Below are 14,985 nucleotides of genomic sequence, written 5' to 3'. Positions count from 1 at the left end.
AAATAGTTTCTTTGGCAATATGTTTGCCATTGGCATTGAATAAAGGAATCCATGATTTCTATCGTTTTTTTATTGTATGTATACGCTATAATTGAATAGTAAAGGGAACTTTTTTATGGTTGTATCGTTTATAATTACAAATGCCTTTGTGGCTTATATATTGGGAGGTGATAGGGATGGATGACTTATCGAACACAAATGATCGCCAGCATGCGGATTTTTTATCGTTAACAGAAGCTGCTACCTTGAGAAACGGGCAGTTCGACATTGCGTCCTTGTCGGAAGAAGAACGGAAGAAAGTACAGGAACTGGCGAAACAGATTGAAGTAAAAGATAGTATGTCTATATTACAATATGGCGTAGGATTGCAGAGTGAAATTTCCCGTTTTTCCGATACTGTTCTCGATCATGTGCGTGCCAAAGACAGCGGTGAAGTAGGACAAGCGCTAACAGAATTAATGCTAAAGGTTAAAGAGGTAGACACCGATACATTATCCGGCAGAAGAGGAGGATTTCTTTCTAAAATGCCGGTGCTCGGTTCCCTTGTGAACTCCGGGAAAAAGTTAGTGGCTCAGTATGAAAAGCTGGGCAGCCAGATAGAGACGATTACGCGTCAATTGAATAAAGCGAATGCGCAATTGTTGAAAGATATTTCTCTGTTGGACACACTTTACGAAAAAAACAGGGAATTTGTACGTCAGCTGGATTTATATATTGCTGCAGGCCAGTTGAAATTGCAGGAGCTTGAGCGCGAAGTCCTGCCAGAGTTGAAACGGAAGGCTGAAGCGTCCCAGGATCCGGCGGATGTACAGGAATTGAATGATATGGGTCAACTTATCAACCGTTTGGAGAAGAAAATCCATGACCTTATATTGACCCGTATGGTTACCATCCAATCGGCGCCACAAATTCGGCTGGTACAAAACAATAACCAGGTATTGGTGGAAAAGATTCAATCCTCTATTCTCACAACTGTGCCGCTTTGGAAAAACCAGCTGGTTATTGCCATCGGATTGCACAGACAAAAACAGGCGCTCGAGGTGCAAAAACAGGTCGCTGACACCACAAATGAGCTGTTGCTGAAAAATTCGGAACTCCTGAAAATGAACGCTATCGGAATTGCCAAAGAAAATGAACGAGGAATTGTCGATATCAGTACGTTGAAGAAAACGCAGGCGAATCTTTTGGAAACGCTGGAGGAAACGCTGAATATTCAGCGTCAGGGGCGTGAGAAGCGCCGCCAGGCCGAAGCGGAGATCGAAAAGATGCAACAAGAGCTGAAAGACAAGTTGACTATGCTTGCGTTGCAACGCCAGAACCACTACTAGCAAAGAACGGGGCCCCCGTATCATGCAAGAGGGGGCTTTTTTCATGGTAAAGGAAGCGCGGCAATGCTTGCAGGTTTTTCTTACATATTTTCATGATTGCTTATTTTGCATATACAGATTGTTCTCTGATCAGAATGGTAAGGAGGAAACCCCTTTGAAGCCGTTTTTGAAGTGGGCAGGGGGAAAATATAAGCTGGTCCCTCATATTAAAGAATTGCTTCCCAAAACCCGGCGCCTGATTGAGCCGTTTGTTGGCAGCGGCGCAGTTTTTTTAAATATAGAATATGATGAATACCTACTGGGAGATATAAACCGGGACTTAATCAATTTATACAAGACATTGCAGGAAAAAGGGCCGGCATTTATACAGTTCTGCAAGTCGTTTTTTACGCCGGAACATAATTCTGAAGAGATGTATTACATATTACGGGAACGATTTAACAGTGAACAGGATATTACGGTAAAATCAGCTTTATTTGTATATTTGAATCGTCACGGATATAACGGTCTTTGCCGCTATAATACCAGCGGCAAGTTCAATGTTCCGTTCGGACGTTATAAAAAGCCGTATTTTCCGGAAGCGGAAATGCATTATTTTTATGAAAAGGCAAAGAGAGCTACATTTGTTTGCGCCGGTTTTACGGATACAATGTATACCGCCCAAGAAGGCGATGTTATATATTGCGATCCTCCATATGTGCCTTTATCGGAAACAGCGCTATTTACAACTTACAGCGCAGGCGGTTTTGGCAAGGAACAGCAACTCGAACTGGCGCGCATCGCAAGAGAACTGGCAGACCGAAACATTCCAGTCCTTATTTCCAATCATGAGACCGATTTTACTTTGAAGGCCTATGCCTCTGCCCAAATTAGAACCTTAGAAGTTCAGCGCAATATAAGTTGTGATCGGAATAATAGAAACAAAGCCAAAGAAGTGCTTGCACTTTTCTAATGTGTAAATGTATAACAAATAGCTCATCACTGCTTTTGAGAAATGAAGCGGCCATCACGACGCACGAAATAGGTTGTTAATTTTCTGGTGATGCTATGCCATATGCATGAGACATCTAACATTCTTTTCTGTGTAAAAATGGTTGGGAGTACATCTATTTTTACACAGGATGAATGATGATGTCTCTTTTTACTTATTATAGAGATTTTGAACGAATGCGATTTTAATTTTCATTCGATTCTAAAAAAAATAAAAAATTATTGCCGAAACAAAATCTCTGTAATATAATAAAAACAACAAATCGGAAACTGTTATATAATATAACCTGCAAGTAAAAAGTCATGGATAGGAGGTTTTTGATTTATGGGTACGACAACTTACCCGATAGGCGTTCAGGTTCTTGGAGCGGTACCTGAAGGATATGCCGAGATTCTTACACCCGAAGCGCTGGGGTTTGTAGCTAAATTGCAAAGGGAGTTCAATAAGACACGGATTTCTTTGCTCCGGAAACGTGAAGAAAGACAGAAAGAAATTGATGCAGGGAAAATGCCGGATTTTTTACCGGAGACTAAACATATTCGTGACGGTTCGTGGACCATTGCGCCTCTTCCATGGGATCTGCAAGACAGAAGGGTAGAGATTACCGGACCGGCAGGGGATCGCAAGATGGTAATCAACGCCTTTAATTCGGGTGCGAAGATATTTATGGCAGATTTTGAAGATGCTAATTCTCCAACTTGGAGGAATACGATTGAAGGTCAAATTAACTTGAGGGATGCGATTAGAAGAACGATTGAGTTTGTAAGCCCTGAAGGCAAGCGATATGCATTAAAGGAAAACATTGCAACATTAATCGTTCGTCCGCGTGGATGGCATCTGGAGGAAAAGCACGTACTGGTCGATGGGGAACCTGTTTCCGGCAGTTTGTTCGATTTCGGTCTTTACTTTTATCATAATGTCCACACTCTTTTGAAGAATGGAACAGGGCCATACTTTTATCTTCCGAAGATGGAAAGCCATTTGGAGGCAAGACTTTGGAATGATGTGTTTGTTTTGGCGCAGAAGGAGCTGGGAATTCCGCAGGGAACAATTAAAGCGACCGTTCTTATCGAAACGATTTTAGCAACATTCGAAATGGATGAAATTCTATACGAATTACGTGAACATTCAGCGGGACTAAACTGTGGTCGATGGGACTATATCTTCAGCTACATCAAGAAGTTTCGTAATCAACAACATGTAATCCTGCCCGATCGTGCAACAGTTACCATGACAGTACCGTTTATGAGGGCCTATACGCAATTGACCATTAAAACCTGTCATCGACGGAATGCTCCGGCAATCGGTGGTATGGCAGCCCAAATTCCAATTAAAGGCGACCCGGTAGCGAACCAAGAAGCGTTTAACAAGGTGCGTGCGGATAAGGAAAGAGAAGCCAGAGATGGTCATGATGGAACTTGGGTGGCTCATCCGGGATTGGTTCCGGTCGCAATGGAAGTATTTGATGAATTAATGCCAACACCAAATCAAATTCACAAAAAACGTGAGGATGTACAGGTGACGGCTGCGGATCTTCTTGCTGTACCTGAAGGAGCTATTACAGAGGAAGGATTACGTACCAATATTAGTGTAGGAATTCAATATATTGAAGCTTGGCTTCGTGGTTCTGGCGCTGTTCCAATCTTTAACCTTATGGAAGATGCGGCTACGGCAGAAATTTCTCGGGCGCAGGTATGGCAGTGGATTCGTCATCCAAAAGGAATCCTTGATGACGGACGTAAGGTTACTACTGAGTTATTCAAGCAACTGCTTGCTGAGGAATTAGTAAAAATCGAAAAAACTGTCGGGGAAGATCGTTATTATTCCGGTAAATATCAGCTGGCGAGTGAGTTGTTCTCCAAACTTATCTTGGACGATGAGTTTGAAGACTTCTTAACTCTCCCTGGTTATAAATATATTGATTAATTTTTGAAAGGGTGGAAGAGATTATGTTGAAAGAACATTATGTATCCCAATTAAAGGAAAGCTGGAAAGATGATCGCTGGAAAGGGGTTGAGAGACCATATTCAGCAGAGGACGTAATTCGGCTCCGTGGCTCTATTCAAATCGAATATACACTTGCCCGCATGGGTGCTGAGCGTCTCTGGCATCTCTTAAATACTGAAGACTATATTAATGCGCTTGGCGCTTTAACGGGAAATCAGGCCATTCAACAAGTAAAAGCCGGGTTAAAAGCTATCTACCTGAGCGGCTGGCAGGTTGCTGCTGATGCGAACCTTGCCGGACATATGTACCCTGACCAGAGCTTGTATCCGGCAAACAGTGTACCGCATGTCGTAAAGCGTATTAATCAGGCTCTGCAACGTGCAGATCAAATTCATCATGCGGAAGGAAAAAATGATATCTATTGGTTTGCTCCAATCGTTGCCGATGCTGAGGCAGGATTTGGCGGCCCGTTAAACGTATTCGAAATGATGAAAGCCATGATTGAAGCAGGTGCAGCTGGCGTCCACCTCGAAGACCAATTATCTTCTGAGAAGAAGTGTGGACACCTGGGTGGTAAAGTTCTGCTGCCAACACAAACCGCTGTTCGCAACCTCATTGCCGCACGATTGGCTGCCGATGTAATGGGAGTTCCGACTGTATTAATTGCCAGAACAGATGCAAACGCAGCAAACTTAATTACTAGCGATGCCGATCCGTATGATGCTCCGTTCATTACGGGTGAGCGTACTCCGGAAGGATTTTACCGGACTAAAGCAGGTCTTGATCAGGCGATTGCCAGAGGACTTGCATATGCACCATATGCGGACATGATTTGGTGTGAAACTTCTGAACCTAATCTTGAAGAGGCAAGACGCTTCGCCGAAGCGATTCATGAAAAATTCCCTGGAAAACTGCTTGCCTATAACTGCTCGCCTTCTTTTAACTGGAAGAAGAAGCTGGATGATGAAACCATCGCAAAATTCCAGATTGAACTAGGCAAAATGGGATACAAGTTCCAATTTGTTACCCTCGCCGGCTTCCATGCTCTTAACTATAGTATGTTTGATTTGGCTCGTGGCTATAAAGAGCGCGGTATGGCGGCGTACTCCGAATTGCAACAGGCAGAGTTTGCTGCTGAAGAATACGGCTACACTGCGACAAGGCATCAGCGCGAAGTTGGTACCGGTTATTTTGATGAAGTTTCTCAAGTTATTAGCGGCGGAACCTCTTCCACGATCGCGCTTGCCGGTTCAACAGAAGCCGAACAGTTCACCAAAGCCTAATTCACTTTTTCTACTATCTAGGCTGATGAGTTTTATAGATAATTCTTATTTATTATACAGCAATGGGCAATAAATAGCAAACTGGAGGAATCTAAAATGGAATCGGAATTCCACAAGAATCTTCCGAAAAAAGAATGCATTGAATGCGGCTGTGAAATTAGAGAACAATACGAATCCTATCTACATCTTTGTGAACGGTGCATAAATAATATGGAAGAATAAAAGAACAATTAAAATGAATGTATCCCTGTAGGAATTCCCTTTTTTTGGTGCTTAATGTTGGAATAGAAATCAAATTTTTGCCTGGATATTGGTTTGCTTTCAGGATAGGGTTTGCGCCCTATCCTGAAGTTTTTATATTTAAAGTAAAAATCCAAATGATAAATATTACTTAAATTTATAGATAGGGGTGGGAGATGTGAAGGGGAAGATTCGATTGGCCCTTCGGATGTCCATTCAAATTTTATTTTTGTGCGGGCTTAATGAACTGGGAAATCTCATCGTTGAGGTTTCCTGTCTTCCTTTACCCGGAAATTTGATCGGGATGTTACTTCTTTTTCTTTTATTAATGATGGGAGCTGTACCATTACATTGGGTTAAAGAAGGTTCTTCCATTTTGTTAAAGCATTTATCTCTCTTTTTTATTCCGATTGCGGTGGGATTAATGAATTATGGGCATCTTTTTTTACATCAAGGCTGGATTTTTTTGCTTCTTATTTTGATAAGTTTATGGATCGGAATTTACACAACTGGGGGTATTTCTCAATTTCTCATCCATAAAAAAGAACATAAGCAAGAAGAATATCTACAAAGGGGAGAGCGACGATATGGATAAATTAATCGCGTTATATACTTTTGCAGTAACGGCTGGAGCTTATATGTGGAGTCTGTTCTTAAATAAAAGATATTCTTCCCCTTTTACCAACCCGGTGTTTGTAAGCACTTTACTCATTATTTTTGTTCTTGTATGCAGTAACATTCATTACACGGAATACCAGATCACAAAGGATGTTTTGGCTTTTTTCTTGGGTCCTGCTACAGTGGCACTTGCTATCCCGTTATATCAAAACCGAGAAGTTTTATTTCGAAATATCATTCCTTCATTTGCAGGGTTGTTAGCCGGCTCCCTAGTTAGTATAATGGTGACCGTTTTTCTGTTAAAAAGCCTGCATCTATCGTCTGAAATTATTCGTTCCATGAGTTTAAAAACTATCACGACCCCTATTGCTATCGAGGTGGCTTCAATCATTCACGGAGATGGGATTCTGACCGCTATTTTTGTAATATTAACAGGAATGGTAGGGGCCATGACAGGTCCTTGGATTATGAATAAAATGAAGATTTATCATCCTTTATCTAGAGGGCTTGCCTTTGGCACGCAGGCTCATGGGATCGGAACTGCGCAAGCCGCAGCAGAGGGGGAGCTTCAGGCAGCGATCGCTGGAGTAGCTATGGGGCTCAACGGAATTTTCGTTTCTTTTCTTGCCCCGTTTGTGATTCCGTGGCTTACAAAGTGAAACCACTTGTTTTTTTACGAAAAAATTAAGCTTACATCTGAACAACGTACAGGCACGCGATAGGCGTTCGCCTCATAGGCTGAAGATAAGGGCGAATAATCTGGGGGTGAACGCGATGGCAGGGTTACTTACGGTAATCACGATGTTTTTCAGAGACTTGATGCTGTTCGTGTCATACATCAAAAATAATGCGTTTCCGCAACCGTTAAGTGAAGAAGAAGAAAATATGTATCTGGAACGAATGGCAGAAGGAGATAAGCATGCGCGAAACAGGTTGATTGAACACAATCTGCGTTTGGTGGCTCATATCGTCAAGAGATTGTGAACTCAAACGAAAGTATACAAAAGGCACCTTTCGGTGCTCATAACTTGAATAGTAAAAAATAAAAAAGCTACCGAGACTTTTTTGACAGCCTGTAGGTGCTCCGCACCTTGTTTTTTTATAGATTTTTACAAATATTAAATGAATTTATATTTCTTAAAATTAAGGGAAAACCAGAGAAAACAAGAGTAACAGTAAGTAGGAATTTGTTTCTGTTTCCCTACTTCTGCCCATGTAGAGCGCAGGGCTTGATAGGAACGAATGTGGTTTTCATCTTCATAAAGCAGAACCTTATCCTCTGTGATCAAGTTTTTTTATCATGTTCATTTGTGTGACAAAAGCTTCCCGCCTTTTTGTATCGACTTTCGCCAGTGTATAGGTAGAGCGTGTATAACGAAGACGCAATCGACGAAGCTTTTTCAGAATGCCGACATGGGTCACAGAAACGCCGAATTTCTCTTTCAAAAACATTTGGTATCCCATAAAGCATACATGCCCATTCCTTGTTCGGTAGGAGTGCTTTCTAAAATGATTCGTTTCCATTCCACCTGTTGTTCTTCTGTCAGATAGGATTCTTTTCCAGGCGATTTTTTCCGCTCTAGCAAAGTGTCTAAACCACCCTAGTTAAAAATAGCGACGTAGGTAGAGATAGATTGATGATGAAGATTGAGCATGGCGGCGACCTCTTTTCCAAGATCGCCTTCCATGATAAGACGAACCGCCATGACACGCGCCCGTAAGGCAGGATCTTTGACTTTCCGTTCCTGTTTTCGTAATGTTTTGACTGTCCAGCCATGAGTGTTCGTAATTTTTACTCGCTTCATTCTTCATTCCGCTCCTTTACCATCGTAGGTTTTTAGGAGCAGTATGGACAAAATTTCCGTCCATTACACAAAAGTTGAAGATTCAAGTTAGATTTATATAACTTGTATATTTATTGATATGGTGATATTTTTGAGTATACCTCCCAAACAACACATCCATCAGCTTAGGTAATGGGTACAGCCACATCGCTATCAAGCTAAGGTTATGCTAGGAAAGTTTCAGAATAAGTTTTGCACTTTTTATAGGAGATTAGTGTAAACTATTCAAAAATTTTTATGCGAAATAAATCCTAACGGGTTTCCAGCGTGTAGAGAACCCCATCGTTTCTTTACACGCTGATCATTTTCATCAATAAATCCTAAGACCTTCCGCTTATCAAATATATGCTAATTGTTTAATGTGTTCTAAATCATTTTTATATCTACTGCTGATCGCAGACCATGTCTCCCTACGTCTAATAAAGAAAAAACCGAAAATGGACTAGAATCTTGTTTTTTTGTGTTCAAGCTGTTTATCGTATTTATTATCAAATTATTTTTAATAAAAATGTAATTTAAAATAATAAAATAATATTGATAATACTCGATGGAAAAATGTAAAAATACTTTGGTTTTGTAATATTCTTACTTCAAGTGCGATGAGTTTGCTGTTACTAGTACTTCCTGTTTTTTAAAGGAATTAAGAGTTAGTGACAGCAAATCTTTATCATTATGGACCGGAGCTATATTTTCTGTTGCTTTTTTAATTGGTTCTATTGTATCTCCGTTTTGGGGTAAAATAGCTGATCGGTTAGAGCAAACCAGATTATTATCCTTGTGTATGCTTATGGCTGAATTAGCTATTGGTTTACTTTACTTTATAAAGAGCATTAATTTTTTATACATTACTCGGTTTGTACAAGGTCTATTTATTGCATCAATTTCTCCTACCGTAGTAGGTGTATTAAAAATGAATTCATCAGGCGAACATTTTGGTAAGATAACGGGTATGAATTAGTCCTGTATATTCTTAGGTAATGTAATTGGCCCTATATTAGCAGGTTTAATCTTTGGATATTTATCTACTAATTTTGTGTTCATCTTATTAAATTTGTTATTTTTTTACTATAAAGTTTTGATTTGATTAATCTCTTAGACACATAGATAAATAAAAAAAACACAGTATAATAGAAAATATTAACAAGTAAAAATATGGGATGGTGCTGTATGAAAAAAATTGTTTTGGCTAGTTTAACAGCTTTAACTATGACTGGACTAATGACTTCAGTTTCTGCCCAAACAATCCCGCAAAATGAAAATGTAATGCAATTAATACCTGTTAGTAGAGAAGAAGGAGAAAAAATTTATAAACAAATTGAAAATGATATGAAAGTTAACGGGATAAAACGAGCTGTTCCCGAGGAAAATACAAACAAAGAATTAGCAGCCGCTACCCAGATCTTTACATTCCCTTTTACTTTTGATTCTAATCTTAAATCTAGAGATTTTAAGGTTAATAAAACTACAATGAACCTCCCCCACTTACCATAGGTTGAAGTGGGGGTTTCTGAACTATCCACCTCGGCAGAACAGGCGATCAGCGGGTTGTCGCTGATCTCACAGACACGTGCCGTCTGCGAGGGGAATCATTCAGCAACACACCCTTACGGGCGTGGGTCGGAACAAACCATCTACTACTTCTCGCTTAGGCGATCCGTAGATACGTGGGTTTCTGAATTTCAAACGGCAAGGACTGAATCCGGTTTTCATACAACACTTTGGACAGTAGATTCGCCGCACCGTGAATGTCCCGATGTTGGGTATAGCCGCACGAACAGCGATACATACGCCCACGCACGTTCTTTTTCGCCCCGCAAACCGGACAGGTTTGCGATGTATAGCGTTCCTCGCGCTTGTGGAGCATGATGCCTTTCGCCTTCAGTTTGTACGTTAGGTACTTCTTTACTTTCCCAACCTGCCACTGGCTCATTCGCTGATTGTGGCAGCGAGAACGTTTCTTTTTCTTCTTTCGCTGGACGCCTTCGACGTCTCCAAGGTAGACTTCGTTCACTTGCTGGGCGACCACCCACTCGACAAACTGTTTCGTCGTTTTGTGCAAGGCATCCTGTAACTGGCGTTTACTTTTAGAAAGAAGATATTGTTTGGCTCGATTGTACCGCTTCCACTGGCGGCTGTATTTCTGGCACTTGCTCATTTTTCGCTGAAGCTCTGCAAGCTTCTTGTTACGCAGGCGGTGAATGCTTCGGATTTTTCGTCCGGTCACAATGAGACTGTCTCCAGTTGTTGCGACGGCTGCAAGCGTATGAATTTCACCCGGGTCAATGGCGCATGTATGCGAACCCGGCGGGTTCGGTGCTTTCTTGCCATCGTCGTAGGTAAGACACAGATGCAGGCCCCGGTCGTAGACGAGTTCAATCTCTTTTATAGTTCCAGCGGGTAACTGAGTCACACGAACAACGAGCGGTGCTTGACGCTTGCCTTCCCAGATGCCGCGACGCAACGAAATGCGCCCGTTGGGATGAATGGTAAAACCGTCTGCCGCCCACTTTGTGTTGAAATACTTCTTTTGCTTATATGGATAGCGGACGTTCGTGTACCCTTCCTTTCGGGCCTGATGTGCGCTATCTCGCGCCCAAAGATATTTGTGGCACACAGCTTGTATGCTCTGGCTGTGCATCGGGAAACGACGCTTCAAGCGTTTTTGTAGTTCGGTTTTACCGATCCACTGCCCGGTTTGCTGGTGGTAGACTTTCGCTTCAGCCAAGCACGTATTCCACACCTCTGCCGAGAAGCGATTTAAGGCAAACAGGGCATCTATGGTGGAGCGGGATGCGGTAAAAGCGACTTTTGCGGTTCGAATCATTTGAATCCCCTTCTTTTTCACTACGAACGTACATTCCTAGTATACAACGAATAGAAGGGAAAAAGAAGCGCGATTCATCCCCCGCCTACGCCGGAGGCGTGGAGGAAGGGGACTTCTCGCGTGTTATGTTAAAAATCACTTCCGCAGCTTCTTGGGTTTCACCAGAAACAGAAAAAAAGTGGAGTGGTACTGACTACGATTATTATACTATTACTCTTTATGGTAATGGAAAAAGCTATGGTACTGTAGTTTATGACATCGGGGCAGGAGAACAAACAGGGACTTTTAAGGATCTAAAAGCAGGAGGAACCTATTATTTTTACATGAGTAAACATAGATTAACCTGGACTGATCGTGAACAGAATGGCGATATAACAGGTAATGGTTCCGTATGGGAACAATGAAAGATATAATAATATCGTAAAAAGGAGACTTTAAATTAAAGTTTCCTTTTTACATTAAATCTCTTATAGAAAGTAGAGATAAAATGAAAAGTAAAAGACGCATAATTTTTATTTTCATATTTATTGTATACATACTATCCGTTATATATATAACGATTTTATCAAAATATTCGTTTCAGCTTCCTCAAGATCAGAGATATCCGAATTTAACAATCACTTTATTCAGTGAATTAAACGCTCAATCTCGAACGTATCTACTAAAAAACTACCTAGGAAATGTAGTTCTCTTTCTCCCATTCAGTATATTATTTATTTTAATAAAAAAGCAAAGTACTTTTAAAGTAAGAACTATACTACTTACTCTAGCAAGTGGAATAATATTCTCTTTATTTATTGAGACAATACAATATTATACAGGATACGGTATATTTGATATTAATGATTTAATTTTAAATACTTTAGGGACTTTAATAGGTATTCTTTTATTAAGGATTTTAAAGTTTTATATAAGCTCAAAGCGCATACCTGATAAACATCATGGGAGCTCAGGAAGAATAAATATTTCATAGGACAATCTTATCACCTCATATCGTATATTGAGGTGATAAGTATCAACAAGAAGAGGGGAAAAACGTTTCGCTTCGTTTATATCTCGCATTCGAATACAAAGCAAATGAGCCAGCAAGCAATGGAAGCGAAGAGACAGGTTATTCATTTTCTCCTACAGAAAGTCCTCGAAAAACCCAACTGAATGCCAGTTGGGTTTTATTGTGTGTGCCCGGCATGGGCGTCATCTCTAGGGTTCAAGTCCCGAGTGGCGAAGGCAGTAGTAGCCATTAGCTTGTGGAAAGGGTGTCGACCGTGATGTCGAATCTGAAGGAAGCCGGCGGCAAACCTCCGGCCTGAGGAACACGAATCTCATATAAGGCCAGCGTTCGTTGGATGAGCCTGCACAACAAGGCGAAGTCCATACTGTCGAAGGCGAGCGAAGGTAAATGAGGCAGGTAGATGGAGGGGAAGATGGCGCTCTTACCCGGGGAGGTCTGTCTGATAGGCCGAGTATCCTTGGTAACCTCATTCGCGAGAATGAGCTGAACAGACAGAAGTCAGCAGAGGTCATAGTACAGGCCATGTGACGACATAACATGGAAGGGCCGAACATTATGGAGAACGAAAGACCAGGCGTTCGAAGACACGCGATGAAGGCAGACAATCCGTATGGACTTATCCGAAGGAGGATGTGGTGAATTCCACGGGGGACTTCGGAAGGGCAGAGTGTGCCTTCGGCACAAATGGAACCTTTCGCTCACGCAAGGAGGAACGGTACAACGCCTTGCGGCGTACATAATGAACCGCCGTATACCGAACGGTACGTACGGTGGTGTGAGAGGACGGGGGCTAGTCACCCCCTCCTACTCGATTCGTAATAAATAACATCTTTTCATAATTATAATAAAAATATATTTATTTTAAATGTGAAGGGATGTAGTTATGAAAGCTGGAATCTATGCTCGTGTCTCCACAGGGCAACAAGTTGAAGAAGGAACAAGTCTTGATAGCCAGGTTAAACTTTGCATGAATAAAGCAAAACAACTTGGCTTTTCGGATGAACAGATACAGGTATATCGTGAAGAAGGGATGACAGGGGAGGACATTGATATTCGTCCTGCTATGACTAAATTACGTCACGATGTTGCCGATGGAATAATTACGCATATTATTATTACACATCCTGACCGTTTGAGTCGTGATATGACAGACAAACTTATTGTCTGTCGTGAATTCGAGAAGAATGGCGCAGAACTTATTTTTACCGATACGGAGTTTTCCAAAACGCCTGAAGGCATTTTATTCTTTAATATTATTTCCGCTATCGCAGCTTATGAGCTTGCGTTAATTAAAAAGAGAACCATTCGAGGTCGATTACAGGCAGTAGAAAAAGATAAAAAAATTATGCCTATGCGAGTCGCGCCATATGGATATGATTGGCTGGAGAGCAAACTTGTTATTAATGAACAGGAAGCCGAGTTTGTACGAAAAATTTATCGCTGGTATGTATTTGATAACTTAACGTTACGCGAAATCGGCGAAAAACTTTATAAGATGGGCGCAATTCCCAAGCGGAAAGAGAGCCCAAACTGGAGTGCAAGCTCAATTCGCCGTATTTTGACTTCTGAGATTTATATAGGAAAGTTCTATTATAATCGCCGAAAAACGAAAAAAGTTCGTGGAGAACGTACGGAGACAGGAAAGCCTAAAAAAACGTATGAGTATCGAGATGAATCTGATTGGATTTGCATTGAAGTCCCTGCAATTATTGACCCGTCTTTATTTGATATGGCACAGGTGCAGAAAGATAAAAATACACGCAGGGCAGGTAATGTAAAGTATCAGTATTTACTGAAAGGATTAATCAAATGTAGTTGTGGAAGAACTTGGGAAGCCACAGCATACAGCGGGCGCATTAACAAAGAAACAGGAGAAAGAAAGAAATATTTAGCATACCGTTGTCCGAACCTAGCACCAAAAAAATACGGTCCCGAAGTAAAAAAATGCATCGCTCCTTCTATACGAGCAGATGAATTTGAAGCATACATCTGGAATTTAATTGTAGAAACTTTATCTGATCCTGAGGACTATCGCTTCCAACTGAAAGAAAATCTGGATACAAATCAGCATGATTTTCATACAGAAATAGAAAAGCAAAAAAGACGGCTTCATGATAAGGAAAAGCAGAAAGAAAAAGTAAAATATATGTTTTTAGAAGATTTGATTGATCAGGAAGCGATGAAAAAAGATATTGAAAAATTAAACCGGGAATTAAAAGAAATCGAAAGCGAAATAAAAAAATATGAAACACTAATTGAAACAAAGAAGAATAATGCTTTAACAAAAGAAAGAATAGAAGAAATGATAAAAGCAGCGCAGAAGCTGCTAACATCAAAAGATGCCTTGGCATTTGAGGAAAGGCGTTATATTATCGAGAAGCTGGTTGATCAAATTCTAATTGACTATACAAAAGCCGGAGAATTTGAGGTGAAAATCGTCGGGGCACTGGAAGAATTGTTCGGATCGAGCAGCATCCGTTTGAAGACACAACCTTAAGAAATTTGAAAACACAGGGGAAGACAGCGAAGACCTTATCTCCATCGGCACTATCGGTCTCATCAAAGCCATCGAAAGCTACAAGAAAAGCAAAGGAACAAAACTAGCTACATATGCCGCACGGTGCATTGAAAATGAGATTCTAATGTCAATAGCAGTGCATAAAAGAGAGGGGAGTTAACTAGGCCCTTCTTTTCTTTTTTATCTTAACATTCCCCATCGTCATTGTGAATCATCGTGTATGAATGGCCACGATAAAATAAGCGTAAGCAGACATGCAAAACACTAACGAAAAATAAAACTCTGCTTCTGCGCTTTACCGTAACGAGCGTGTGATGCGTGTGCATTTCTTTAGATGTGCTATGTCGAACAGTGTTGATCTATTCCAATGACATGCTATA

The 14,985-nt window shown here is 41.0% G+C and carries 15 protein-coding genes and 3 pseudogenes; 15 read left to right on the top strand and 3 right to left on the bottom strand.

What is annotated here, in order from left to right; all coding sequences use genetic code 11:
* The first annotated feature begins 176 nt into the window (after positions 1-176).
* The 8 genes and pseudogenes from K3F53_RS14205 to K3F53_RS14170 all read left to right on the top strand — a co-directional run.
* Complete coding sequence (locus K3F53_RS14205) at positions 177-1,328, top strand: toxic anion resistance protein (RefSeq protein ID WP_091260124.1); 1,152 nt, start codon at positions 177-179, stop codon at positions 1,326-1,328.
* 154 nt (positions 1,329-1,482) lie between these two features.
* Positions 1,483-2,280 carry a Dam family site-specific DNA-(adenine-N6)-methyltransferase gene (locus K3F53_RS14200; protein WP_236781964.1) on the top strand — a complete coding sequence of 266 codons (798 nt, stop codon included), beginning with the start codon at positions 1,483-1,485 and terminating at the stop codon, positions 2,278-2,280.
* A gap of 363 nt (positions 2,281-2,643) precedes the next feature.
* Positions 2,644-4,245, top strand: coding sequence for a malate synthase A (aceB, locus tag K3F53_RS14195; protein ID WP_057897994.1), 1,602 nt, complete (start codon positions 2,644-2,646; stop codon positions 4,243-4,245).
* A 23-nt stretch (positions 4,246-4,268) separates the two neighbouring features.
* Positions 4,269-5,549 (top strand): isocitrate lyase, encoded by a 1,281-nt coding sequence (gene aceA / locus K3F53_RS14190; RefSeq protein WP_057897995.1) that lies wholly within the window; start codon positions 4,269-4,271, stop codon positions 5,547-5,549.
* A 96-nt stretch (positions 5,550-5,645) separates the two neighbouring features.
* The gene (gene yhfH, locus K3F53_RS14185) at positions 5,646-5,771 is read left to right on the top strand and encodes a protein YhfH (RefSeq protein ID WP_082705893.1); all 126 of its coding nucleotides are present in this window, start codon (positions 5,646-5,648) and stop codon (positions 5,769-5,771) included.
* Positions 5,772-5,997: 226 nt separating this feature from the next.
* On the top strand, positions 5,998-6,384 hold the full coding sequence (locus tag K3F53_RS14180) for a CidA/LrgA family protein (protein WP_139184918.1): 387 nt from the start codon (positions 5,998-6,000) through the stop codon (positions 6,382-6,384).
* Positions 6,377-7,066 carry an LrgB family protein gene (locus K3F53_RS14175; RefSeq protein ID WP_057897997.1) on the top strand — a complete coding sequence of 230 codons (690 nt, stop codon included), beginning with the start codon at positions 6,377-6,379 and terminating at the stop codon, positions 7,064-7,066. The genes K3F53_RS14180 and K3F53_RS14175 overlap by 8 nt, the downstream gene beginning before the upstream one ends.
* Before the next feature lie 115 nt (positions 7,067-7,181).
* A pseudogene (locus K3F53_RS14170) lies at positions 7,182-7,385 on the top strand (RNA polymerase subunit sigma-70); the annotation flags it as partial.
* Positions 7,386-7,679: 294 nt separating this feature from the next.
* Here K3F53_RS14170 and K3F53_RS19795 read toward each other — a convergent pair.
* Positions 7,680-7,871 (bottom strand): hypothetical protein, encoded by a 192-nt coding sequence (locus K3F53_RS19795; protein WP_327860210.1) that lies wholly within the window; start codon positions 7,869-7,871, stop codon positions 7,680-7,682.
* A 137-nt stretch (positions 7,872-8,008) separates the two neighbouring features.
* Positions 8,009-8,212: a hypothetical protein gene (locus tag K3F53_RS19790; protein WP_327875087.1), complete on the bottom strand. Its 204-nt coding sequence runs from the start codon at positions 8,210-8,212 to the stop codon at positions 8,009-8,011.
* Positions 8,213-8,906: 694 nt separating this feature from the next.
* On the opposite strand from K3F53_RS19790, the pseudogene K3F53_RS19950 reads away from it, so the two are divergent.
* Positions 8,907-9,209 (top strand): annotated as a pseudogene (locus K3F53_RS19950) (MFS transporter); the annotation flags it as partial.
* A gap of 209 nt (positions 9,210-9,418) precedes the next feature.
* Positions 9,419-9,742 carry a hypothetical protein gene (locus K3F53_RS14155; RefSeq protein ID WP_220559062.1) on the top strand — a complete coding sequence of 108 codons (324 nt, stop codon included), beginning with the start codon at positions 9,419-9,421 and terminating at the stop codon, positions 9,740-9,742.
* Positions 9,743-9,896: 154 nt separating this feature from the next.
* Here the strand turns inward: K3F53_RS14155 and K3F53_RS14150 are convergent, their stop codons facing one another.
* Entirely contained in the window at positions 9,897-11,075 is a 1,179-nt protein-coding gene (locus tag K3F53_RS14150; protein WP_220559061.1) for an RNA-guided endonuclease InsQ/TnpB family protein, read from the bottom strand.
* A 125-nt stretch (positions 11,076-11,200) separates the two neighbouring features.
* Here K3F53_RS14150 and K3F53_RS14145 point away from each other — a divergent pair, with 125 nt between their 5' ends.
* From K3F53_RS14145 to K3F53_RS14125, 5 genes and pseudogenes are all read left to right on the top strand, one after another.
* A complete protein-coding gene (locus K3F53_RS14145) occupies positions 11,201-11,479 on the top strand; it encodes a hypothetical protein (RefSeq protein WP_220559060.1) in 279 nt (92 codons plus the stop codon).
* A gap of 83 nt (positions 11,480-11,562) precedes the next feature.
* Positions 11,563-12,048: a VanZ family protein gene (locus K3F53_RS19945; RefSeq protein WP_220559059.1), complete on the top strand. Its 486-nt coding sequence runs from the start codon at positions 11,563-11,565 to the stop codon at positions 12,046-12,048.
* Positions 12,049-12,474: 426 nt separating this feature from the next.
* Entirely contained in the window at positions 12,475-12,615 is a 141-nt protein-coding gene (locus K3F53_RS14135) for a hypothetical protein (RefSeq protein WP_220559058.1), read from the top strand.
* 355 nt (positions 12,616-12,970) lie between these two features.
* Complete coding sequence (locus K3F53_RS14130; protein ID WP_220559057.1) at positions 12,971-14,584, top strand: recombinase family protein; 1,614 nt, start codon at positions 12,971-12,973, stop codon at positions 14,582-14,584.
* Positions 14,574-14,753, top strand: a pseudogene (locus tag K3F53_RS14125) (sigma factor); the annotation flags it as partial. The gene K3F53_RS14130 and the pseudogene K3F53_RS14125, both read left to right, overlap by 11 nt.
* Positions 14,754-14,985: the final 232 nt, after the last annotated feature.

The organism is Aneurinibacillus thermoaerophilus, assembly GCF_019603355.1.
GTDB lineage: Bacteria > Bacillota > Bacilli > Aneurinibacillales > Aneurinibacillaceae > Aneurinibacillus > Aneurinibacillus thermoaerophilus.
The sequence above is the reverse complement of the archived record's forward strand: the minus strand, read 5'-3'. Positions and strand labels throughout refer to the sequence as shown.